Below are 24,522 nucleotides of genomic sequence, written 5' to 3' on the forward strand. Positions count from 1 at the left end.
GGCATGGGCCTCACCGTTAACAACCAGCTCCCCTTCTAGTCACTACCACTGGCTGCAGACAGCTCCTGCCGCAACCGGGACACGGTAAGCTCCGGGTCTTGTTGCCAACGGTGTAACATATAACTGAAGGTCCAGATATCCCGGTCTAATGCCGCCGCTGGCAGCAGGAGATGGTATCCGGTCAATAGCTTTAGGTTGTTCATCCTATTCGCAAACATGGCCAATAACCCAGTATATTTGCAGCCAGCCTCGCTCACATAATCGGTGTCTTCCACCAGCCAGTGCGGTGGACATTCCTTGCCATCCTGGCAATAAGCCTTGATCGCCTGCATCAAAAAGTGGCGCTGCTCTACCAGCAAACGCCCGGCCAGGCGCGGCGACAGTCGCTGTAAGAATTTGTCTTCATCACGCAGGCAAATGCCTATCACATTAAGATCTAACACCTCGCCCTGGCGGTGTACCTGCACCACGCCGACCCGGGCCAGATTACTCACAGCTAACTGCCAGCAACCGTATTTATGGTTATAACTGAGCTTATCCTTATCGAGATAAATGCTGTAAAAGGGCTCGCGTAATTTCAAAAAGCCCACCAGCACGCCCACCAAGGAGGCGCTGAGAATAAAGATCTCCGCCAGCAAGACCTCTCCGGGGCGAAACTTGATCACCGCCACCAGCACAAGTAATACACCAGCGCTGATCAGCAAGGTTTGCGCACCATAACGTGCCCCCTGGGCTCTTATCTTGGCGCCCTGATAGCCATTATTTTCCCCCATGCGCTCACCTTGATGTTGTGGCGAAGAATTGTGCGTCATAACTCGCCCCTACTTCTATACTCTACCTTGAGTGTAGATAATACCAATTCACTTAAATAGCTAATCATTCTAGCGGGCTAAATATCGTGCTAACCGCGTTGGAATTTTTCTTTGTAGCATAACTACATAAGAAAAACTCCGCCTTGTTATCACATCATTTATCCAGCGCTATATATGATCACATACTTAACAGAATTGGTATAAAGATGCGCGGCAATGGCTAGTTGCCTTTGTTGTTCTTGTTTTGTGAACAAAAACTGTAATTTTTCATCACAAAATCGTTATTTTCGGTTAACACACAAAAATACAGGATTGGCGGTCTATGTGTATGCCGACAAATTCGTAAACTATCTTCGGGCTAAAACAACAAAAGGCATCATCAATGAACCACAGTAAACACTCGGGCAAGGCACTGTTTCCCGTTTTTATTATTATCTTTTTAGGGCTGTGCGTTTATTTGTACCTACCTAATGGCCAATCGCAACAAAATACCATGCAAATGCAAGCAACCAAGGTGCAGGTGCATACCGTCGAGCAACAACAGCGCGCCGTTAGCGTTGATGGCATCGGCAGCAGCCGTGCCAACCAGGCTATTTTTATTAAAAGCGCCCAGAGCGACTATGTGGATGATATCTACTTTGACGATGGCGATCTGGTTAAGGCAGAGCAACTGCTGGTGCAATTACGCGACACCGAAGAAAAGCTTAGAGTAAAAGAATTAGAAGCCAATCTCTCCGAGGTAGAACGCCAATTAAACCGCCTCACCGAGCTGGCCCGCTCGCAAGCGGCCGCCAAGTCTTTACTGGAAGAGCAAAGAGCCAAATTTGAAGCCACTCAGGCGCAACTTGAAGCCGCGAAAACCAAGCTGGCAGAAATGCAGGTTCGCGCTCCATTTGCCGGCACCCTGGGCAAACGCATGATTTCTAAAGGTGCCTTTGTCTCCAATAGCACGGAAATTACCACCTTGGATGACCTTAGCGTAATTAAGGTCGACTTTAATGTGCCGGAAAAATACCTGGCGCAACTGCGTGTCGGCATGTCGGTGAGCGCCCGCAGCGACGCCTACCCGGCGCGCACCTTTAACGGCAAGGTCACCCATGTGAGCTCGCGTGTCGATATGAACACCCGCAGCGTGCCCATTAGTGCCAGTTTTACCAATAACGAAGCCCTGCTACGTCCGGGCATGTTACTCAATACGACCCTGGAGCTTAAAACCTACGAGGCCCTGCTGGTGCCGGAAAAAGCCATTATCCCGCGTCAGGACAAGCATTTTGTCTTCCAGGTGGTCGATGGCATAGCCCAAGAAGTGGAAGTGAAGGTAGATAAACGCTACGACGGCTGGGTTGGCATCAGCTCAGGTCTGCAAGCGGGCGCCCAGGTAGTGACCGAAGGCGTGATTAAAATTCGCTCCGGCTCGCCTGTGAATGCACAGGAGAGTGAACAGTGAAGATCACAGATACCGCGGTAAAACGCCCCGTCTTCGCCATAGTAATCAACCTGCTGTTGCTTACCTTTGGTTTAGTGGCCTTCTCGCTGTTGCCACTGCGTGAATACCCAGACATAGAAAGCCCCATAGTCAGTGTCAGTACCAGCTACACAGGTGCTTCGTCGGAGATTATTGAAACCAAGATCACCCAGGTAATCGAAAACCGTATTTCCGGTATCGAGGGTATTAAAAGCATCACCTCGTCGAGCCGTAATGGCCGCTCCAATATCACCATAGAATTTAATATCGACCGTGATATCGATGCCGCCGCCAACGATGTGCGCGAGCGCGTTTCCCGCGCTTTGGACAGCCTGCCGGATCAGGTGCGTCCACCGGAGGTGTCAAAATCCGACTCCGATGAAAGCCCCATCGCCTGGTTTGTGCTTAACAGCGGCACCATGGATACTCTGCAACTTTCAGACTATGCCCAGCGTTATATCGTCGACCGTCTGGCGGTGGTGGACGGCGTGTCCAATGTCCGCGTTGGTGGTCAGCGCCAGTACGCCATGAAAATCTGGCTTAACCGCCAGGCCATGGCCGCCCGAGGCATTACCGCCGCCGATATCGAGCGCGTACTGCGCGCCGAAAACGTTGAGCTTCCGGCCGGTGAAATCGAGTCGAAAGACCGCGACTTCTCGGTACGTACAGCCCGTAGTTACCTCGACCCGAAGGATTTTCGCAACCTTGTAGTGGCCCGTGGCGAAGGCGGTTATCTGGTACGCCTTAACGAAGTAGCCGATGTACAACTGGAAGCCGCGGACGAAGAAAGCATGTTCCGTGGTAACGGCCGCAATATGATAGGCCTGGGGATAGTTAAACAGGCCAAGGCCAACACCCTGACCGTGGTGGAAAACGCCCGTAAAGAGATCGAGAATATCAAGCGTAACCTGCCTCCTGGCACTACCATAGAAGACAGCTACGATTCCTCCATCTTTATCAAGGAATCGATCAACGAGGTATATCGTACCCTGGCCATTTCCATGGGTCTGGTGGTGTTAGTCATCTTCCTATTCCTTGGCAATATTCGCGCTACCCTGATCCCGGCGGTGACCGTACCTGTAGCGCTGATCGGCAGCTTTATGTTCCTGCTGGCCATGGGTTACTCCATTAACCTGCTTACGCTGTTGGCTCTGGTTCTGGCCATCGGCCTGGTGGTGGATGACACCATAGTTATGCTGGAAAACATTCACCGTCGTATCGAGCTTGGTGAGCCACGCCTGCTTGCCGCCTATCGCGGTGCCCGCGAGGTGGGCTTTGCTATTGTCGCCACCACGCTCGTGCTTATAGCGGTATTTGTGCCCTTGGTCTTTATGGACGGTCGCATCGGCGCCTTGTTCACGGAATTTGCCATGGCGGTCAGTGCTGCGGTGTTTTTCTCCAGCGTAACCGCACTGACCCTCTCCCCGGCACTGTGCTCCAAGGTGCTTAAACAAAGCGCCAACTCGGGACGCTTTAGCCAATGGATGGACCGTCAGTTTGCTCGCTTAGAAAATGCCTACGAGCGCACCCTGGCCGGCAACATTCGCCGCTCCGGCATGCTCACCATTATGTTGTTACTGGCCGGCGCCGCCTGTTATGGCCTGTTCCAGAAAATTCCTTCGGAATTAACGCCTAAAGAAGACCGCGGCACCTTCTTCGTGATGATGAATGGCCCTGAAGGCGCCAGTTACGAAAACAACGCCGAAAACATGGCAAAAATTGAAGAGCGCCTGCTGCCTTATGTGGAGTCCGGCGAGCTTAACCGCGTACTGGTGCGTGTACCCGGCTGGGGCGGTCAAGGCGGCGTGGCCATTATCGGCATGGCCGACTGGGACGAGCGTAAGCGCGATACCTGGTCGGTAATGGGCGAGATCAGTGGCAAGATGCGTGAAGTGACCGATGTACGTGCCTTTGCCATTATGCGCCGCGGCATAGGCGGTGGCGGCTCGTCGCGCCCCATCGAGTTTGTACTGCAAGGCAATGATTATGACGAACTGGCTGACTGGCGCGATCGCATCATAGCCCGTGCCCAGCAAAACCCGGGGCTGGTGCGTATCGACCATGATTATAAAGAAACCTTCCCGCAATTTTTGGTGAGCATAGATAAAAACAAGGCCGCCGATTTAGGGGTTTCGGTGTCGGATATCGGCCGCACCTTGGAAACCATGCTTGGCCAGCGCCGCGTTACCACCTTTATCGACCGCGGTGAAGAATACGACGTGATCTTAAAGGGTGAGAAACAAGACTTTGCCAGCCCACAGGACGTGTCGAACATCTATGTTAATTCCCGCTCCGGCGAGCTGGTGCCCTTGGATAGTTTAATCACGGTATCCGAAGAGGCCACCGCTTCACAGCTTAACCGCTATAACCGCATGCGTGCCATTACCCTGAGTGCCAACCTGGCCGATGGCTACACCCTGGAAGAAGCGCTGAACTTCCTTAACCAGGTGGCGATGGAAGAAAACGACATAGATGGCGCCATCGACTACAAGGGCGAATCGCAACTCTTCTACGAAGGCGCCTCGGCCATGGTGTATGTCTTTGTTCTGGCGCTGACGGTTACCTTCCTGGTGTTAGCGGCGCAGTTTGAAAGCTTTGTGCACCCCTTTGTGATCATGCTGACCGTGCCTTTGGGCATAGCCGGCTCGCTGTTTGGACTGTATGTCACAGGGCTCACCCTGAATATCTACAGCCAGATAGGGATAGTTATGCTGATTGGTCTGAGCGCGAAGAACGGTATCCTGATAGTGGAATTCGCCAACCAGTTGCGCGATAAGGGCATGGAATTTAGTGCCGCCTTGTTGCAAGCCTCTAAGCAGCGCTTGCGCCCTATTATTATGACCTCACTGACCACGGTCATGAGCTCAGTCCCTCTGGTACTGGCCAGTGGTCCGGGAGCGGAGAGCCGTATGGTAATAGGTGTGGTGATCTTCACCGGTGTTACCGTGGCCACCTTGCTGACCCTGTTTGTGGTGCCCAGTGCCTATTATGCCCTGGCGCGTAAAACCCAATCGCCGGAGTTCCTGCAGCACCGCCTCAACAAGCAGGTGCAACAGCATCCGCTGCAAGAAGAGTAATCCCTAAAAAGGCAGAGCAATCTGCCTTTTTGCTATTATTAGCACCTAATCGCGCTACACTTGAACTAGGTATTGCAAACAGGACAAAACGCAATGAGTGAGCTACGCACGGCCACCTTAGGTGGTGGCTGCTTTTGGTGTATCGACGCCGCCTTTAGACGGGTCAAAGGCGTGCAACAGGTTTCTTCCGGCTACAGCGGCGGCCATGTTGAACACCCCACCTATCATCAAATTTGTGCCGAAGACACAGGCCACGCCGAGGTGGTGCAGCTCGTCTATGACGAGCAAAAGGTTGACTACCCGACGCTATTAAAGATGTTTTTCGCCCTGCACGACCCCACCACCTTAAACCGTCAGGGCAATGATATCGGCCCCCAGTATCGCAGCGTGATCTTCTATCATGGCGACAAGCAAAAACACCAGGCCGAGCTGGTTATGGAGCGCCTGCAAGAGCACCTGGACGATGCCATAGTCACCGAGCTTCTTCCGGCGCAGGAGTTTTATCCTGCCGAGAGCTATCATCAGGATTACTTTAGCGCCAACCCAAGGCAGCCGTATTGCAATCTGCTTATTGCTCCGAAAATAGCCAAATTTGAGAAGGAATTTGATGCTTATTTGGTGTAGAACTTGTCGGGTCGCCGACTTCGACTTAGAGGAAATGCTTGTCCATTTCCTCTAAGAACTCCTAGGACACCCCAGCATTTGCTTTATTCTTCACTTGTCGGTGTTGCCTACGCACCCGGCGAAACTCGGCTATCCCTGCCTCGATTCGCCTAACTCGGCAAACCCTGCCGAGTTGTACTACCAACCCCACCAACCTCAGCGCAAATGCACGGGGAATAAGCTGAAACATCGCATTTCACATTAAGTCTTGCTCAAGCTGTTAGGTGTGGGAGATAAAAGCCATTGCTGGCAAAAGGTTAAAGGATTTGTTATCAATAGAGAAATAATCGAGTAGGGAAACTTGTAAGCAGATCAACGCCAAAATTCCCCGCTATTAAACAGTTAACATTCAGACACATTAAAGAATTTTGGAATAATTAAGGATTAGTATGCAACGTACAACATGGGATCCTCTGCTTTCGAGTAAAGATGCAGATGCGGAGATAGTTTCAGCTGCGCAAAAGAGAGAGATTAAAAATATTCTCAAGTCATATGTCGGAATGTATGACTCGTTTTCAGAGCTGATTCAAAATGCCATGGACGCGGTAGACAGGAGAGCACTAGCCGAAGGAGATGATTACCAAAAGAAACTCTGGTTAACTATTGACCTTTCTGAAAACTCATTTTCGATTACAGACAATGGGATTGGCTTTAATGAAAAAGAATTTGAAGCTTTTCTGGCTCCCAATATTTCTTTTAAAAATGGTGGTAGTACCCGAGGAAACAAGGGGGTTGGTGCGACATATATTGGATATGGTTTTGATTACCTTCAGTTTGGAACCAAAGGCAATGGACATGAGTTTGTTGGTGAAATGATTGATGGTAGGGATTGGGTTGAAGATTACAAAGGAATAGTTACAAGGCCTGTTGTTAATGCTTCTACATCAAATAACCCTGCGTTTTCAAATATATCTAGAGGGTCTACTTTTAAAATAAAATTTGGAGGTGAGCATACTAGGCCGAAAGACTTATCTTGGTATTCAGCTACTACGCCAGAACAATGGCTATATCTGTTGCTGATCAAAACACCACTAGGCTCAATAGACTATGTGACCGATGATTCCGAAAATATTTTATTTGAGCTAAAAGTTGTTGACAGAAAAGGGAATGAAAAAGTTTTAACTGATAACGAAGCAAGATACATATACCCGCATACCAAAATTAAAGCTAGTGTAAACCTTAAGGATATTATCCAGCTTCAGAACAACCTAATTTCACAAGGGAAGGATGCTTCAGCAATACCTACAAAATACCTGAAATCAAATGGAATCTACGAACACTTTGATACTAACGAGGTACTTGCTTTAAGGACAAACGATGAAGACTATGAAAAGTTAGTAAAAGAATACAATGTTGAAGCATATGGTTATTTTACATATTCGACATCAGTTTGGGATCAATTCAATGATACTTTAGCTAAGTTAAGAAAAGGATATCGGGTCTTAAAAGGCGGCTTACAGCTTGCAAACAACAATATGACTCAAGGTGAGCTTATCGCAATTCCGCTCACATCCAATATCGGCTACCAAAATCAATGCCATATCATTGTTCATTTTAAGGATGCTGACCCTGATCTTGGAAGAAAGGGCTTCCAACCTGAACTAAAAGAGGCTGCCGAAAAAGTATCTGTAGCGATAGTTAATCGTTTCAAAAAATGGAAAAGGCTTTTAAAGTCTGACAGTGGCGTAAAACCTGATATTACCAAAGAGATAGAGCTACACGAGTGGGTTAAGGCCCAAGAAAGCCATGAAGCAGAACACCCACTAGTTTTAACTAATAAAAACTTCTTTGCACCGATAAATGAAATCTCCATAACTTCAGAGCCTCAGTCCGAACAAGATGTAATTGTACTGTTCAATCAGTTAATTGCTGGCGGGGTGATTAGAGGCATAAACCTGCTGGCTACTAGTCAAGTTAAGCAATACGATGGCGTGTATAAATATGTAGTCAAAGAACCTTTCGATAATCATGTCTTCGACAAAGAGAACAACCCTCTTGGAGTTGATGAGCTTCACTTCCAATCGGAACACGTTAGCCCACCGAAAATTCTGGAATACAAATATAATCTTGACGCACTAATCCATGAGTTTGAAAGTGAATATAAGAGTGAGAAAGATATTCACTTGGCTGTTGCTTGGGAAATGGGTAAGGAATGGCTTAAAAACTATGAAGCAATTTCGTTGCTAGACCTAGATAACCTTCATCAGCGAGACTTTCATGGACTTACACATATTTTAGATTCTGGCACTACACGGTTTCATGTAGTTGTTTTAAAAGAGCTAGTGACTTATTTAAATGATGTAGATGGAGTGCAACAATATCACAAAGAAAATTATGGTGATGATTTATTCTAGATACAAGCTAAAAGGTATCGCCCTTCCCGTTTAGATTCGCGCTGGAGAAATCGGCTTTTGTTGTGGAGCGTGGAGTTGATAGCGAGGCACGATGCCGAGCTAGATTTATCAGTACATGGATGTGCTGTTAAATCGCATCAAGGACTAAGCGGAGCGCTTAACAAAAAACCGAGTTCGTAAGCATTTGCGAATCACGGGCGCCTTGGGGTTCCAAGGGGTGGTTGGCGTAAACCACCCCTTGGTTGCCGTCGCCAACGCGACAAGATCTATCAGTTACCGCTACTGTCGGCGGCTCGACAAAAGATATCGGTTAGAACCGCTGTCGACGGCCCGACTCCGAAGACACTCACCCGTTACAGCGATAAACTCACCCCTGCATATACCTTGCGCTCGGCGCCGATATATTCAGAAGTAATGGCACCCGTGGTCCAGTCCGTGGCGGCAACATTGGTGACGTATTCCTTATCGGTCAGGTTTTCAATGGCAAAATCGAAGCTGATATTGTCCACCAACTGATAACGCGCATTCACATTAAGCAAGGTGTAGCTTGGCAAATGAGTACGGTAATAGCTTACGCGATCCGAGCGGTACTGCAGCTGGGCGCCCACATACCACTTATCAAATTCCTTACCCAGACCCCAGTTAAAGGTGCGCTTGGCACGCAATACCAGGTCTTCACCTGTGTTGTCGTCCTGGGCATCCACATAGCTGAAGTTCAGCGTATGGTTAATGCCAAACCAGTCCTCAACTTCGGCGCTCAACTCAACGCCTTCAAAACTGGCTTTATTGATGTTTTCCGGGCCATTAAAGCCCCAGTCGATAAGGTTATCGAAGGTATTTTTATACACAGCCACATCGTACTGGCCGCCGGCGATATTCAGGCGCAGGCCAAGTTCGGCATTGGTCGACTCTTCCGGCTGCAAGTCTGGGTTAGCACCCCAAATTGAGCTGGCATCGTTAAAGGTCGGGGCCTTAAAGCCTGTGCCGTAGCTGGCGCGTAAGGTAGCGATATCGGCGAAAGGGACGCCAAGCGCCAGATTATAGGTCGACTCGCCACCAAACTCGCTGTGATCGTCGTTACGTACCACGGCATTGGTGCTAAAGGCGTCATGAAGATAGTAGGCCCCCACATACACACCCTTGTTGCTCTGTGTTTCGTTGACAAAACCGGACTGCGGTTGACCCTCAAGGGCGTAGGCATTGATGGAATCACCCACATCCTCATAGTAATAATCCAGACCCGAGCTGATAGTCAGGGCGTCATTTAGGGCGATATTTAGCTGATAACCTAGCTCGTCACGCTCGGTAATGTACTGATTGGCCTTATAACCCGGGTACGGGTTTTTCAGGGTGTTGAAGTTGTCATCCTTCACCAAGGCGGTTTTTAAGGTATGGGCATAACGGCCGTGGGCTTTTTGCCAGCCCAGTTGCAGATGGTAGTTTTCAAACTTACTGAAATCACTGCTGGTGCCGTCATACTCTACTTCCGCATCGCTGTATTGACCAACAAACTCCAGCTTACCTAAGGTATCAAAGTCATAACTCAAGCGAGCACCGATATTTTGGTTTTCATAACCGTCGCGATCCGGGTCCTGGCCTGTGGTCACATTGTAGCCATCGGTTTGTTCATAACCCAGGTTAATGGCGCCCTTAAAAGCACCTTGAGTCAAGGCATAGGCACCTTGAACATTCACATAGTTATCGCTGCCGCTCGATACCGACAGAGTTTTGCTGTCGCCATTGCGGGTGATGATGTTGATCACCCCGGCCAGAGCATCTGAGCCGTACCAGGCTGCACGGGCACCACGGATGATTTCCACCCGCTCTATGCTGTTCAGTGGCAGGGTTTCCAAGGCCTTGTAGCCTAGGCTTGCGGAGCCAACGCGGACACCGTCAACAACTACCAGAGAGTGACGACTGGCAGCACCGCGAATAAATAAGCTGCTGGTTTGTCCTTGACCGCCGCTGCGGACAATATCGATCCCGGCATAGCTGGAAAGCAATGCGGGCAAGTCGCGCACACCGGTACGTTCAATATCATCACGGGTGATCACATTAACGCTGGCGAGCACCTGCTCAAGCGGCTGTTCAAACTTGTTGGCCGTGACCGTGATATGTTCGATTGTCTGTGACTGAGCCGCCACAGATGCAGAGAAAAGTGCCGCCAAAGACAACGCCACAGGGGTTTTGCTATACATGTAGATCCCTTAACCCGCGCCCACCGCACAGGATTATTCTTGGTTAGATAAGCGTTATGGCCGGTCTCCGGACTGATTGGCGAGTGCCAAAATCACCGTTGCGGGGGCAGCGTAGGATTCACACCTACTTCCCGATTATCCCTGAGCTCATTCCCACTGGGCGAGATCTGCAAGGCACCATAACAAGGCGGTGTTATTGTGCGTAGTAAGGAGGGGAAAGTCAATGGACGTCTATACATCCATTGACGAAATAATTACAAGCCTAGAATTGGGCTGTTTTAGTCGCGGAAGTTTTTGAACTGGAACGGCTGGCCTAGATCGGCTCCGCGCACGACTTGCATGGCGGCCTGAAGGTCGTCGCGCTTTTTACCCGTTACGCGAACTTCTTCGCCTTGGATAGCGGCTTGCACCTTGATCTTGCTGTCTTTAATAGCTTTTACCAGCTTTTTGGCCACTTCTTTGGAGATACCCTGCTTCATAACCACCTTGCGGGTCACGTATTTACCATGCAGGTCGGCTTTTTGAATCTCAAAGCTGTTCACATCAAGACCACGCTTAGATGCTTTGCTGGCGAAAATACAAACAGCTGCATGACTTGTTGCTCGGCTTCGGCAGTCAGTTCTATTTGCTCGTTATCAAGCTCTATTTTGGCGTCAACACCACGAAAATCAAAACGCGTTTCCAATTCACGCTTGGCATTCTCAACGGCATTTTTGGCTTCGCTCATATCAATTTCAGAGACGATATCAAATGAAGGCATGGGGCTCTCCTAAACTTAAATTTTTGTGATTATACCCTGAGATTTACAATTTTGTGCGTTAGTACACGGTGAATTCAGTTTTTAGTTTGTTATACTGCCTGCGTTTTCACCAGATTTTAAGGTAGTAATAGTGACGCGCCGTGTCTATAAGGGTTTGTTTTTAATTAGCCTTGTTGTATTTACTTTGCTGTTTACCAAAGAAGTTAAAGGCGCGGCAGTAAACCTGTTTCCGCATATTGATAAGGTCGCCCATTTTGGTATTTTCTTTATCCTCGCCTTTATTATGGATAAAGCCTTTAAAATTCCCTTTATCATCCAAGTCATTCTGCTTTGTCTCTACGGTGCCGCTATCGAATGGATGCAAGGTGTACTGCCCCATCGCCAAGCCTCTGTCGCCGACTTTATCGCCGATGCCTGCGGTGCCGCCAGCTACTTTGTTCTGCATTATATTTGGCAAACACAATGGCAAAAAAAGAACAGTTAACGCCAGTGTATATCCTAGGCCCGGGCGCTCTGGGCCTGGCCTTTGCCAAGCTTTTTAGTGAGCACCGCCCGGTCAAGCTATTGACCAAGACCCACCACCCACACCAGTATCAATATACTTATCAAGCACATAGCGAGCCCTTACAGGTGCAGTGCATCCCCTCTCCCTCAGGGGAGCAGGCGCCACAACAACAAATAGGCGAGCTGTGGCTTTTTGCCAAGGCGCATCAGGTTGTTGAGGCGCTTACCCCACTGCTGCCGGCATTAAAAAGTGATGCAAAAATAGTTATCAGCCATAACGGCATGAGTGATTTAAGAGCGCTAAATCAACTTCTGGGGCCAAATCAGTCACTGTATTTTATGCTTACGCAACAAGCGGCCTATAAACCGGCGGCGGATAAGGTGGTGCATGTAAGCCAAGGTCTAAGCACACTTGGCGCCGCCAACAAGGCCGCTGAAAAATCTTTAGCGCGCCAGTTACCCCTGTGGCAACAGCAAATACCGAATCTGGTGGGCAGTGATAATATCCACCACGCCCGCTGGCAGAAACTGTTGGTTAATTTAGCCATTAATCCGGTGGCCACCTGGCAGCAGCAACGCAATGGCGCCCTGCGAGCACCCGAGTACGCCAGCGATATTATGGCGCTGGTGCATGAAGCCATCACTGTAGCCAAGGCTCAGGGCTTGGATTTTTCGTTAGTTCAGGCGCTTAATTTGGCCTATAAGGTGATGGCGCAGACAGCTGAGAACCGCTGTTCCATGCTGCAAGACAAGCTGTTGGGAAGGGAAACGGAAATAGACGCCATGTGCGGCTATGTATATAAAACGGCGCAGCAATTAGGCTTGGCTGCGCCGGTTAATCAGCTTTATTATCAGCGTATTAAGGGCGATACACCTTAACGGTTTTAAAGCCATTTTCATGCAGGATCAGCGCCTGCAACTGGCTCATCACGCCCTTGGCACAGTAAAGGTAATATTCCTTATCCTGTGGCAAGTCGCCGAACTTAGTGGCTAGACGGAAAAACGGCAGGTGTACTACCTCAATGCCATCAAGCTCAAGTGGGTTGGCATCTTCTTCCTCAGGTGAACGAATATCGACCACCACGGCATCTGCAGGTAACTGAGATACGGACTCAGCTTCTTTCACCTCTTCCTTGGCCTGGGTTTCAATATCGCGCACGTCCATAATGGTGGCATTGGCGACAACCGTATCAAGTATCTCAAAGTCGAAGTTTTGCTCTTGTTTTTCAATCACATCAAGCTTGGCTTTAACCGTAGGCTTGCGTGAAATAACACCACAGTATTCGGGCATGGCTTCGGCCATTTCCGCCGTGCCTATGGCACGGGCGATATCGATGATCTCCTGCTTATCGTGCTGAATAAGCGGACGCAGGATCAGGGTATCGGTTACACGGTCAATCACGCTCAGGTTAGCCAGGGTTTGGCTTGAAACCTGACCTATGCTTTCCCCGGTTACCAGAGCTTGAACACCCAGCTTTTCGGCCACCTGACTGCCAGCGCGCATCATCATGCGTTTAAGCACCACACCCATTTGCGAGTCTTCGATATTTTCCAAGATTTCAGCCACCACGGGCTCAAAGTCCACGGTAATAAACTTCACCTTATGGGTAGAGCTAAAACGTGACCAGATATAATGGCTGGCTTGCTTTACACCGATTTCGTGAGCCGCACCACCTAGGTTAAAGAACAGGAAGTGAGTACGGGCACCTTTGCGGATCATTTGGTAGCTGGCCACTCCCGAGTCGAAGCCGCCGGACATCAACGACAACACGTCTTCTTGCGTTGGCAACGGGAAGCCACCCATGCCCTTGTGGGCGTGAGTTACTATGTAGGCGCGCTGGTCCTTGATTTCAATCTTAACCGTTACTTCCGGGCGACTCAGTTTTACCCGTGCCCCTTCAACGTGCTGGTTTAAGCCGCCGCCTACATATCGCTCCACATCGGTAGAGGTAAAGTCATGCTGACCCTGGCGCTTACAGCGCACGCAAAAGGTTTTACCGGCGATTTGGTCGGCAAGTAACAACTGGGCTTGCTGATAGATATCATCCAGGGTGGTAAATTCCACCTCGGTGACCTCGTTGAATAGCACGATACCGGGAATACGACCCAAGGCGTCCGCCATCTCGGCACGCACCGCATCATCAGCGCTCAGCGATTCTACCGTGAGGTTATCCCAGTTGTTGCGTACCTTTACCTGCTCATCAATGCGACGCATCATGATCTTAATGTTGTTTTCCAAAACCTTGGTAAAACGCTTGCGAACAGACTTACTCTTGATCGCAATCTCTGGGTGCAACTTAACAATAAACTTGATCATGACTTACTCATAGCGGCTCAATATCGGCCAACGGCTAACGGGGAAAATGCCCATTTCCGCGACCCTGGATTCAAAGCGCGCGATTATAGCAAAACCACGCGCTTACGGAAATAATAGCGAAGATGTTACGCAAATGCGGCTTTGCGCCGCTAGAGGTTATCCTGACGCTGCTGATAGGTTTGCTTTAATGCCGCTAATTGTTCACGGCCGGCATCGGTCGCAAAGGCAGAAAACAGGGTAATAACCTTGAGCAGGCCCTGATAAATATCGCCGCGATTAAGCTCGCCACTTTGGCGTCTGGCCTTGATATAGGGCGTCCAAAAGCTCACCGTCAGTTTCAACATATGGGTCAGCTCAGCCGCATCTTCATCTTCAATGGCAATAATACCCTTGCTGTTAAGCACCAGAACTATGTCCTTTACCTGCTCAAACAAGCGTTGTTGAAATTGAATATAGTCGGCCTTTAATTCCGCATCGCGGGCGAGAATGTCGGTCATATTGTCGTAGAAGAAATGGAAGTTCCACATCAGCTCGAACAGGGCATCAAAATAATGGGTTAACTGACTCAGGACTTCGACATCGTCTTGCAGCGGCTTGAACTGAGTGTCCAGGTGCTGACGATAAAGCACAAAAATATGCCTTAAAATATCTTCTTTATTTTTAAAGTGATAGTAAAGATTACCCGGGCTTATGCCCAAATGGGCGGCGATATGATTGGTGGTGATGGCGCGTTCACCGTGGCGATTAAACAATTCAATGCTCGCCTGAATAATGCGTTCCTTAGTACTCATGTTTACTTCTACCCAGCTTTTTATCCTTAGCAGTATAAACAATCTTGGCTTGGCTGAACAATGACTCCTTATTTGTCGCCGATTTGGGGCTGGCAACCTGGGCAAAGATTGTTAAAATGCGCCCAGCACCTTAAAAGAATGAGAACGATAATGAAGGTAACCGCACTCTATCCTGGCACCTTTGATCCTTTGACCAATGGCCATTTGGATCTGATTGAACGCGCAGCAAAAATGTTTGACAGCGTGATAGTGGCAATCGCCCACAACCCGAACAAAAAACCCTGTTTTAGCCTGGATGAGAGAGTCGACCTGGCACAAAAAATCGTTGCCCATTTAGATAATGTTAAGGTTATTGGTTTTACCGGCCTGCTAGCGGATTTGGCCAAAACCCAGAACGCTAATGTGTTGGTACGGGGTATTCGCGCCGTGTCTGATTTCGAATACGAGTTTCAGCTCGCCAATATGAATCGCAGATTGAACCCCGACTTAGAAAGCGTGTTTCTTACCCCAGCAGAGGAAAATACCTTTATTTCCTCAACCCTAGTCAAGGAAGTCGCATTGCATGGCGGCAATGTATCAGAATTTGTTGCCCCCGAAGTGGCGGCGGCATTAAAGGAAAAATTATCAAAATGACCCTATCTCGCTGTGCGCTAGCTCTTAGCGCCCTGTTTTGTGCTGCCCAGGTGCAGGCAAGTCCCTGGATTGAACCCGACTCGGCGCTGCTACGCAGCTCCATTGATATGCTGATAAATCAAGGCGTGATCAAGCGCCCCGTTAATACTTATCCGCTGATGTGGAAAGGCATTGCCGGCGATTTACAAAGCGTGTCGATACAGGACTTAACGCCGCAGGCGCAATTTGCTTATCAACATGTACAACATGCGCTTAAATACGCCCAGCAAGGCACGGTTTCCCGGGTGCGTGTCTTTACCAATTCTGAGCCGCACACAATTCAGGGCTTTGGCCCGCGCAATCAGGCTAAAAGCGGCATTGAAACCAGTGGCAGCCTGACGGGTAAAACCGCCAGCGCCAAGGTCAGCGTCACCTATCGTGACGACAGCAACGACGGCGAATATGTTAATTACGATGGCAGTTACGTCGCCGCCCTGTTGGGCAATTGGTCCGTAAGCGCCGAAAAAATTAACCACTGGTGGGGACCGGGACAGGAAAATGCCCTGGTGCTATCGAACAATGCCCAGGCCATGACAGGCGTGCGCCTGACTCGCCACGATACCAATTATTATGGCCCAAGCTGGCTGGCCTTTATCGGTCCCTGGAACTTCACCGCCATAGCCGCCAAGCAGCAAAGTCAGGTGAGTAAAATTAATGAAGAAAAAGTCGAAGACGGCGACTTTTGGGGCTGGCGTTTAAGCGCAACTCCTATTCAAGGTCTTGAGCTTGGCCTAAGTCAAACCAAGACTGAATGGTTACACTATCCCGAGTCTATTGGCGACCTAGTTATTGATGAGCTCGCCGATGAGCAAAAGCTCAGTAGCCTGGATATTAAATACTCCACCTTGCTTGGCACACTGCCTCTGTCCATCTATGGCGAGTATGCCGGTCATATCGAATCGGCTCTGATAGCCGAAGACGGCGCCCTGACCTTAGGAGCGCAAACCCATTATGGCACGGAGCAGGCACTGCTCAGCGGTTATATCGAATACACGGATACCGGCAGCGAGTGTGTGTCGCAATTACCCGAGTACAACTGTAACTATGGCAATCTGGACATAGCCCAAGGCTACCAGCATAGAGAGCAGAACCTTGGACCGGCCATAGGAGCGGACGCCGAAGCGCTGACGCTGGGCGCCACTTATCATCGTATTGGCGGCTATGGTGCGCATTTAAAGCTTGGTCGCATCGAAAAGGAGTATCTGGATACGGATATTTCTCGCCTTGAGATCGGCTATCAGCAAGGCGTATTAGGCGCTTTGGTCAATATCACCGGCCACCTATGGCGAGAGTCGAACGACCTTGACTCAGATACCCACTCAGCCTTGAGCCTGGCGCTGGAATACCGTTTTTAACAAACGGCCAGCGCGGCACAGGCCGAGAAAGTCCCGGTTAACCACCAGCACTATTATCATCAAGGCATCATTCAAATTGATGCCTAACGAATACAGAGTCCACAGCCACCAGGGTTCGTAGTTACCCGCTACGCCCAGATCTAAATACATTGCTATATGCAAAATTGCATTGAGCACCAAGCCCACAGCACAATAATATAAGGCAGGAATTTTCTCCCGCTTTCTTTGCACCATAAACAAAGCGACCAAGGTCAACAAATCGGCACTAGCCCAGAAGGGATATACGTAACTCACATCAATAACAGAAGTGATTAAATAAGAAAGGTTAATGGTCAGGCAGAGCCATAAGGGCGAGCGCGCGCGATAACTAACCTCGGAGTAACTGACAAGGTTAAACAGCAGCGCCATCATAAACCCCCAGTTTACGAAGGTACTTAGTAGCTGAGCTAATTCTCCACTGGCAAAAAACATCTAATCCAGGCCTTTATTTTAATTATTATCTCGCCCTACATAGGCTTTTAGCCCCAGCCCAAACGATAAGATCTGATATCACACAACTTAAGAAGTCTAAGACTCTAGTCGCTGCATTCGAGTTGGATGCACAAATCAAAGGGTTGAGAAATATAACACCTTATTAACAGAACAACTAGAAACACCGCATCGATTATTGCGAATACCTCAAGCATAAGTGGTAGCAAGGCTATTAAATATCAATTTATAAGTTGTTGGGGGCAGGAGCAGTGTCAACCGTATTGATTATGGATTATCCCTATAAATCATGGCATTACATTTTTTGTTATGTCTTCATTGCGAGAATATCTTTTAACGTAAGAGTCATTGTGATTGATTCTCGCTGATAATGAATTAGAGCAATGGTGCACTCTATTGCATCTCAAAGGTCCGAGGGTATTTATTTAGAAGTGACGATTTTTTGGCTTGAAACTTGTCTTTTCACATAGTCTTTAAGCGTAATAAAACCAAGAATATCTCGATCAACGATTAGCGCAACTATCATTAACAAGTCTGATAAGTTTATGCCTATAGAGTAAAATCCCCACAACCACCATTTTTCTCGATTGTCTAACACCACAATATCCAAATGCATCAGTAGGAGTAGGATTGAGTTAAATATCAAGCCCGCTACGGCATAGATAACTCCAGGAGAAGGCTTGGCTTTTTTAAAGAAAAACACAGGCAAGATAACAAGCAAAGTGACTAGATCGTAAATAAGCCAGGTTTTGTACACTTCTGAACCGCTAAAAACGCTATTAAAGTGATCACTCGTAAAATAAGACGAAAACATGACGATGCTAACAAAAAGAAGTTTAAAATCTTCCTTAGCCTTAAAAGCTATTAGCATTAAATTGAAAAACATAGCCATCAGAAAGCCCCAAACCACGAAGCCTCCCATAAAAATAACTAAGCTTTTTTCAAAGAACATCCGTCATCTCACTCTTAGTTCTCTTTCTTCGGTGGACCGAGAACCACATCAGCACCACAGCGCTGGATATTAGCTTCGCTTAGGGTTAGCGCACTAGTTGAGCAAGTCACTGTATCAGATTGCAGTGCCTAAACGCTAGTGGTTTGCGTTGTATGCTTTTGAATTTGCTGGTGTAATTTTTTAAAATCGGATTTGAACTTGTGTGCTGTTATTAACTGATTTAGCGATTGCTATGGTCAGAGAGGAACGCGCGCCAAAACTGGCAGCGCGTTCTAAATTTTAAGCAATTAGCTTACAAGGTATCTCGCCTATGGGAACATGCTGGAGGTAGAAGTCCATGGCCACCTCATCGCAATTCGCCTTGCGCAGACAAAGTTCACAGTCTTTCATTACCTTCTCAGGTAAGCTGTCCTTACTGCTTTGCTCGAATCCAAGTTTAGCGAAGAAGTTGGGGACACGAGTTAAGACTATCACCCTTTTCAGCGCCAATTTTTTGGCTTTTACAAGCAAGTGATCCACCAGCATACGCCCCTGTCCTTTGACGCCACAATCCGGATTAACTCCCAGCGAGCGAATCTCCGCCAAGCCGGTATCATAGATATAAAGCGAAGCACAGCCGGTGACCTTACCATTGACCTCGGTAACGGCAAATTCATTGATCGAGTGCACCATATCGCTTTTGGCACGCGGCAAATTTTCACCGACCTTGGCCCAATACTGGATCAGCTCGCTAATGGCTTCGACATCATGCAAGTTGGCGTCACGCACGGTAATAGTGTGCTGTTGCTGTGCATGCTTAATGGCATGGGCAACCTGCTGCGGCGAGGTACCGCCCAAGGCCTTACGTGCCTGCAAGCAAGCATCCAATTCAAGTACCGGATACACATCTTCTTCGATAACACTGCTCACCGCCTGGAATTGCTCAAGGGTCAGCTGTTCCAGGTTTTTACCCTCGCCTATGGCGACCTGTACCAATTGACCGACGATATGATGTCCTTCACGGAAAGGGATCCCCTTAGCAACCAGGTAGTCCGCCAGCTCGGTGGCATTGGCATGGCCGCCTTGGGCCGCTGCTCGGGTTCTCTCACCATTGACCTTAATGCCGTTGATGCAGGACTGCGCCATATGCAAACAGGCCAACCAGGTTGGCAGCGCATCAAACAAGCCTTCCTTGTCCTCTTGCATGTCCTTGTTATAGGCCAGGGGCAAAGATTTAAGTGTCATCATCATGGCACTCATGGCGCCAAAAACCCGTCCGGTTTTACCACGGATCAGCTCCAGGGCGTCGGGGTTTTTCTTTTGCGGCATCAAGGACGAGCCGGACGTGACGTTATCCGCCAGCTCCACAAAACCCGCCTCACCTGAGTTATAGAAGATCAAATCTTCAGCAAAACGCGACAGATGCAGCATGGAAATCGACGCCGTGCTTAACAGTTCAACCACAAAGTCCCTGTCCGACACTGCATCCAAACTATTGCGCGTTGCCTGAGCAAAGCCAAGATCCTGAGCCAACAACTCACGGTCGATGGCATAAGCAGTACCGGCTAAAGCACCGCTGCCCAGTGGACATTGATCCATACGCTTAACCGCATCTTGTAGACGGCTGGCATCACGCTCAAGCATTTCCACATAGGCCATACACCAGTGGCTAAAGAGCACCGGCTGGGCCCGTTGCAAATGGGTATAACCAGGCAGAACCGTACCAAACTCACGCTCGGCTAAGGCCAGCAGCGACTGCTTGGTGGCAATAAGGGCATCGGCAATGGTGCTCGCGGTTTGCTTACACCAGAGGCGGAAGTCGGTGGCCACCTGATCATTCCGGCTACGTCCGGTGTGCAACTTCTTACCCAGGTCGCCTACCTTATTGATCAGCGCCGCCTCAACATGCGAGTGAATATCTTCTTCGCCGCTGAGGGCAACACTATCTGGGTTTGCCTGAACCTCTTCAAGCAGTTCATACAATGCCGCCACCAAACGCTGGTGCTCGTCATCGGTTAACACGTTAACGCGGTTTAACGCCCCCGCCCATGCCACAGAGCCGATAATGTCTTGCTCCGCCATCACATAATCAAACGGCAAAGAATCGTTAAACTGTTTAAATGCTTCATCCGGACCCGATGAAAACCGTCCGCCCCAAAGTGCCATTGCCTTCTCCTACCTTACTTCTTCAACGCCGCTATTCTGCTTGATAGCGAGAACAAGCGAATAAAGCCTTCGGCGTGTGATTGGTCATATACATCATCGGCGCCAAAGGTAGCGAAATCTTCGCTGTATAGGCTGTTTGGTGATTTCTTCTGCACCGCCACAACCTGACCTTTATACATTTTCAACACCACTTCACCACTGGCAAACTCGGCAAATGCCTCGGCCGCTGCCAGAATGCTGTCTTTTAATGGCGTAAACCAACGGCCGTCATAGACCAGGTGTGCAAACTCACCGCCCAGGGTTTCTTTCCACTTACGACTGGCCTTATCCAGAACCAACTCGTCAATGGCCTGCAGCGCCGCCATCATTACTGTGCCTCCCGGAGTTTCGTAACAACCGCGCGACTTCATACCCACCAGACGGTTTTCGACGATATCTACACGGCCAACACCGTGAGGCGCCGCCAGTTCATTCAGCTTCACCAGACACTGATACGGGCTGAGTTGCTCGCCATTTACGGCAACGATCTCGCCTTTTTCGACGCTGATGCTGACCATTTCAGGCTGATCTGGTGCTTGCTCTGGTGAATTAGTCCAGGTCCATACCTGCTCGCTTGGCTGACACCAAGGGTCTTCCAACTCGCCGCCTTCATGAGAAATATGCCAGGCATTGGCGTCACGGCTGTAAATCTTGGTCGCCGATGCGGCACAAGGAATGTTGCGCTCGGCCAGGTAATCAAGCAGGGATTCGCGGCTGGAAAGATCCCACTCACGCCAAGGGGCGATCACTTTAAGATCCGGCGCCAGGGCGGCAAAACAAGACTCGAAACGCACCTGATCATTACCCTTACCGGTACAACCGTGCGACAAGGCATCGGCGCCAACCTTACGGGCTACTTCAACCTGGGCCTTGGCAATAATAGGACGAGCCATAGAGGTGCCAAGCAGATAGGTGCCTTCATAAATAGAGCCGGTTTTCAATGTTGGGTAGATATAATCGGCAACCATTTCTTCTTTAAGGTCAACGATATGGCACTCAGATGCGCCCGAGGCAATGGCCTTTTCTTCCACCCCTGCAAGCTCTTCTGCGCCCTGGCCCACATCGGCCACAAAGGCAACCACTTCACAGCCGTAGTTTTCTTTTAACCAAGGCACAATTGCCGAGGTGTCCAAACCACCCGAGTAGGCCAATACAACTTTTTTAATAGTGCTCATCTCAAGTCCTTAAAAATTTGGGTTTAATAATGTAACTAACAGGGCGTTTTGTGCATGCATGCGGTTTTCCGCCTGTTGAATAATCTTAGAATAGTCGCTGTCCATCACTTCGGAAGTAATTTCAAACTCACGATGCGCGGGCTGACAATGCAAAACCGTTTGTGCTCCGGTCATATCTAGCAGCTGTTTGTTAAGCTGATATGGCATATATTTTTCTTTTACCTGTTCAAGTGGGGTGTTATCGCCCATGGAGACCCAGGTATCGGCATACAGGGCATTAGCGCCCACCGCCGCTTCCACTCTGTCACTGACCAGGATAGAGGCGCCCTTGCTGGCGGCGATCTGCTCCGCCTGCTTCACAATCTGCGCATCCGGGCTGCTGCCTTTAGGGCATACGGCGACAAAGTCGGTGCCCAGGGTGGCCGCCAGTAACATCAGTGAGTGGGTGACATTGTTGCCTTCACCTAGGTAAGCCAGCTTAAGTTGACTGACATCGCCATACACTTCCTGCAGCGTCAAAAAGTCGGCTAGTGCCTGACAAGGGTGGTAAAGGTCACACAAAGAGTTCACCACTGGCTTGGAAGAAAACTCGCTCAGCTCTTCAAGCGTTTTATGCTGGTTAACCCGAGCCACAATGGCATCGGCCCAGGTGCTGATATTCAAGGCAAAGTCTTTCACCGACTCCCGCGAACCCATGGCACCGTTTTGCTGGTCAAGATACACCGCATGGCCGCCGAGTTTGTTAATGCCAATATCAAAGCTCAGCCTTGTACGCAGGCTCTGCTTTTCAAATAAAGTGACGATAGACTTGCCAGCCAGTGCCTGAGCATAGTCCTGGGGGTGCGCCTTCATTTTTTGCGCCAGGGATAAAAGCGTTAAAATCTTTTTTTCGTCCAGCTCAAGGCCGGTAATAAAATCTTGTTTCATTGGTGTTATCTACATACTAATTTGGGTGCCAACATGCTCTCCTTGGAGCAATGCAATAAGGTTTTCTGGCTTTTGCCAGCTGGAGATATACACACCACGTCGTAAATGCTGGGCAGCAAGAAGGCTGGTCTTTACTTTGACCTCCATCCCGCCCGAGATAACTCCTTGTGCTATCAGGTCTTCGATTTGTGCTTTATCTAGTTGATGCAGGGCTTGACCTTGTTGGTCCAGCACGGCTTCCACATCCGTCATAAAAATAAGTTCGGCGCCAAGTAGCTTGGCGATGGCCGCCGCTGCTTCATCGGCGTTAACGTTGTACCAGTGTCCTTGCTCATCAAAACCAATAGAGCTCACTAACGCCAAGCGTCCGGCTTCAATAAGCAGGGGTAAAATAGAGTCCGCAGTGGGGATACACTCACCGACCTGGCCCAGTGCCTTTAGCTTTTGCTCGGCATTAATACCCGCCTCAAACAGGCTCAAGCCCACTGGCTGTAACTTGTTTTTCAGCGCTGCACCCAGTAATTGCTTGTTAGCACAACCGGCCAGGGCGCCGACGATATAAGGCATTTGCTCCACCGGGCTAATGCGTAAGCCCTGATGTTTGGCGGTAGCAAAACCTGCGTCTTGCAGCCAGCTGTCAACAAGAGCACCGCCGCCATGGACAACCACGAAATTCGCCTGTTGCTGCGAGCCCAAAGCCACAAAGAGCGCATCAAGCGCCGCGGGATTATTTAATACCGCACCACCGAGTTTGATTACCCAAGTTTTCTTAGTAGTCATCATGTGTTCCTCATACCAAACCGGTGTTAATGGCCAGGCCCGCATTCAGGTTCATACACTGCAGTGCTTGACCCGAGGCGCCTTTAAGTAGGTTGTCTATGGCGGCGCTGACAATCAGCTGCTGCCCTTTTACATGCCAACCAAGGTCGACATAAGGTTGATTTTCTATGCCCTTAATGGAGGCCACCTGATTGGCGCCCAACAGGCGAATTAGAGGTTCGTCGGCCAGTACCTGGTAGGCACTGCTGACATCATCCAGGGTCACACCGGCATTTAAGGTGGCGTAAATAGTGGCCAAAATGCCGCGTTTAAAATTACCCAGATGCGGCGTAAAGAGCACAGGATGCTGCAAAGACTGCTCGATTTCCGGTGTATGACGATGGTTAAACAAACCATAAGGAGCCAAAGAGACTTCACAGAAGTGGGTGCCGATAGCGGCTTTGCGCCCGGCTCCTGTTACCCCTGATACCGCATTGATGATCACCTGCTGATCGCCAGCCAACAAGCCGGCCTGCTGCAAAGGTTTAAGGGCATTTAAACTGGCGGTCGGGTAACAACCAGCCACAGCCACCAACTGCGCGGTCTTAAGCGCTTCGCTGTGCCATTCCGCCAGACCATACACGGCCTGCGCTAACAGCTCGGGATGTTGATGGGTGAAACCATAGAATTCTTCATACAAATGGGCATCGGCAAGACGAAAGCCACCGGATAGATCAAACACTTTCAGACCATGGGCAAGAAACTGAGGAGCCAGATCTACACTGACTTTATGATCTGTACACAGACACACAGCGTCGGCCTGCGCAGCTATGCTGGCAATCGCATTATCGTCCATGCCTTGCAGCGGCAGATCCACTATGCCTTTGTGCTCTGGATACAGGGCACTTAAGGGCTTATGAAGATCCGCACTGCCGGCCGAAACATAACAGCCAACAAGTTCAAAGTGAGGATGTGTTGCGACTAATTTGGCTAGCTCTGCACCGCTGTAGCCACTCGCGCCAATAATTACAATATTCATTAATTACACTCAAAATCAGACAGTAAGTA

19 protein-coding genes, 1 pseudogene and 1 riboswitch are annotated in these 24,522 nt (G+C 49.3%); of the genes and pseudogenes, 8 read left to right on the forward strand and 12 right to left on the reverse strand.

Annotation, left to right across the window (positions count from 1 at the left end):
• Positions 1-35: 35 nt before the first annotated feature.
• Entirely contained in the window at positions 36-812 is a 777-nt protein-coding gene (locus C2M34_RS02555) for a DUF2982 domain-containing protein (protein WP_105257989.1), read from the reverse strand.
• Between the two features lie 382 nt (positions 813-1,194).
• Between C2M34_RS02555 and C2M34_RS02560 the strand changes: the two genes are divergently transcribed.
• The 4 genes from C2M34_RS02560 (at position 1,195) to C2M34_RS02575 (ending at position 8,371) form a co-directional block, all read left to right on the forward strand.
• Positions 1,195-2,259, forward strand: coding sequence for an efflux RND transporter periplasmic adaptor subunit (locus C2M34_RS02560; RefSeq protein ID WP_105199500.1), 1,065 nt, complete (start codon positions 1,195-1,197; stop codon positions 2,257-2,259).
• Entirely contained in the window at positions 2,256-5,354 is a 3,099-nt protein-coding gene (locus C2M34_RS02565; RefSeq protein ID WP_105199499.1) for an efflux RND transporter permease subunit, read from the forward strand. The genes C2M34_RS02560 and C2M34_RS02565 overlap by 4 nt, the downstream gene beginning before the upstream one ends.
• Before the next feature lie 93 nt (positions 5,355-5,447).
• Positions 5,448-5,978, forward strand: coding sequence for a peptide-methionine (S)-S-oxide reductase MsrA (msrA, locus tag C2M34_RS02570; protein WP_105257990.1), 531 nt, complete (start codon positions 5,448-5,450; stop codon positions 5,976-5,978).
• Between the two features lie 428 nt (positions 5,979-6,406).
• Positions 6,407-8,371 carry an ATP-binding protein gene (locus C2M34_RS02575; RefSeq protein WP_105257991.1) on the forward strand — a complete coding sequence of 655 codons (1,965 nt, stop codon included), beginning with the start codon at positions 6,407-6,409 and terminating at the stop codon, positions 8,369-8,371.
• 353 nt (positions 8,372-8,724) lie between these two features.
• Here the strand turns inward: C2M34_RS02575 and C2M34_RS02580 are convergent, their stop codons facing one another.
• A complete protein-coding gene (locus C2M34_RS02580; RefSeq protein WP_105257992.1) occupies positions 8,725-10,569 on the reverse strand; it encodes a TonB-dependent receptor domain-containing protein in 1,845 nt (614 codons plus the stop codon).
• A 41-nt stretch (positions 10,570-10,610) separates the two neighbouring features.
• A riboswitch (cobalamin riboswitch) is annotated at positions 10,611-10,766 on the reverse strand.
• A gap of 81 nt (positions 10,767-10,847) precedes the next feature.
• A pseudogene (locus C2M34_RS02585) lies at positions 10,848-11,329 on the reverse strand (YajQ family cyclic di-GMP-binding protein).
• A 130-nt stretch (positions 11,330-11,459) separates the two neighbouring features.
• Between C2M34_RS02585 and C2M34_RS02590 the strand changes: the two are divergent.
• A complete protein-coding gene (locus C2M34_RS02590; protein ID WP_105213355.1) occupies positions 11,460-11,813 on the forward strand; it encodes a VanZ family protein in 354 nt (117 codons plus the stop codon).
• Positions 11,792-12,712, forward strand: coding sequence for a ketopantoate reductase family protein (locus C2M34_RS02595; RefSeq protein ID WP_105257993.1), 921 nt, complete (start codon positions 11,792-11,794; stop codon positions 12,710-12,712). The genes C2M34_RS02590 and C2M34_RS02595 overlap by 22 nt, the downstream gene beginning before the upstream one ends.
• Here C2M34_RS02595 and thiI read toward each other — a convergent pair.
• Together thiI and C2M34_RS02605 are read right to left on the reverse strand one after the other, a co-directional pair.
• Positions 12,693-14,150: a tRNA uracil 4-sulfurtransferase ThiI gene (gene thiI / locus C2M34_RS02600; RefSeq protein WP_105199493.1), complete on the reverse strand. Its 1,458-nt coding sequence runs from the start codon at positions 14,148-14,150 to the stop codon at positions 12,693-12,695. The genes C2M34_RS02595 and thiI overlap by 20 nt on opposite strands.
• A gap of 149 nt (positions 14,151-14,299) precedes the next feature.
• Positions 14,300-14,941: a TetR/AcrR family transcriptional regulator gene (locus C2M34_RS02605; RefSeq protein ID WP_105257994.1), complete on the reverse strand. Its 642-nt coding sequence runs from the start codon at positions 14,939-14,941 to the stop codon at positions 14,300-14,302.
• Positions 14,942-15,091: 150 nt separating this feature from the next.
• On the opposite strand from C2M34_RS02605, the gene coaD reads away from it, so the two are divergent.
• Both coaD and C2M34_RS02615 read left to right on the forward strand, forming a co-directional pair.
• On the forward strand, positions 15,092-15,574 hold the full coding sequence (gene coaD / locus C2M34_RS02610) for a pantetheine-phosphate adenylyltransferase (protein ID WP_105199491.1): 483 nt from the start codon (positions 15,092-15,094) through the stop codon (positions 15,572-15,574).
• Positions 15,571-16,968 (forward strand): capsule assembly Wzi family protein, encoded by a 1,398-nt coding sequence (locus tag C2M34_RS02615; RefSeq protein ID WP_105257995.1) that lies wholly within the window; start codon positions 15,571-15,573, stop codon positions 16,966-16,968. Before coaD ends, C2M34_RS02615 begins: the two co-directional genes overlap by 4 nt.
• Here the strand turns inward: C2M34_RS02615 and C2M34_RS02620 are convergent.
• From C2M34_RS02620 to argC, 7 genes are all read right to left on the reverse strand, one after another.
• Positions 16,933-17,439 (reverse strand): hypothetical protein, encoded by a 507-nt coding sequence (locus C2M34_RS02620; RefSeq protein WP_105257996.1) that lies wholly within the window; start codon positions 17,437-17,439, stop codon positions 16,933-16,935. The genes C2M34_RS02615 and C2M34_RS02620 overlap by 36 nt on opposite strands.
• 439 nt (positions 17,440-17,878) lie before the next feature.
• Positions 17,879-18,409 (reverse strand): hypothetical protein, encoded by a 531-nt coding sequence (locus C2M34_RS02625; RefSeq protein ID WP_105199488.1) that lies wholly within the window; start codon positions 18,407-18,409, stop codon positions 17,879-17,881.
• Between the two features lie 279 nt (positions 18,410-18,688).
• Complete coding sequence (gene argH / locus C2M34_RS02630) at positions 18,689-20,554, reverse strand: argininosuccinate lyase (RefSeq protein ID WP_105199487.1); 1,866 nt, start codon at positions 20,552-20,554, stop codon at positions 18,689-18,691.
• Between the two features lie 14 nt (positions 20,555-20,568).
• Positions 20,569-21,768, reverse strand: coding sequence for an argininosuccinate synthase (locus C2M34_RS02635; RefSeq protein ID WP_105213359.1), 1,200 nt, complete (start codon positions 21,766-21,768; stop codon positions 20,569-20,571).
• Positions 21,769-21,777: 9 nt separating this feature from the next.
• Positions 21,778-22,695, reverse strand: a complete 918-nt coding sequence (locus C2M34_RS02640) for an ornithine carbamoyltransferase (RefSeq protein ID WP_105257997.1) — start codon at positions 22,693-22,695, stop codon at positions 21,778-21,780.
• A gap of 9 nt (positions 22,696-22,704) precedes the next feature.
• Complete coding sequence (argB, locus tag C2M34_RS02645) at positions 22,705-23,475, reverse strand: acetylglutamate kinase (RefSeq protein ID WP_105199484.1); 771 nt, start codon at positions 23,473-23,475, stop codon at positions 22,705-22,707.
• Positions 23,476-23,485: 10 nt separating this feature from the next.
• On the reverse strand, positions 23,486-24,493 hold the full coding sequence (gene argC, locus C2M34_RS02650; RefSeq protein ID WP_105213361.1) for an N-acetyl-gamma-glutamyl-phosphate reductase: 1,008 nt from the start codon (positions 24,491-24,493) through the stop codon (positions 23,486-23,488).
• Between the last annotated feature and the right edge of the window lie 29 nt (positions 24,494-24,522).

Origin of the sequence: Pseudoalteromonas sp. T1lg88 (assembly GCF_002964765.1) — a bacterium.
Lineage (GTDB): Bacteria > Pseudomonadota > Gammaproteobacteria > Enterobacterales > Alteromonadaceae > Pseudoalteromonas.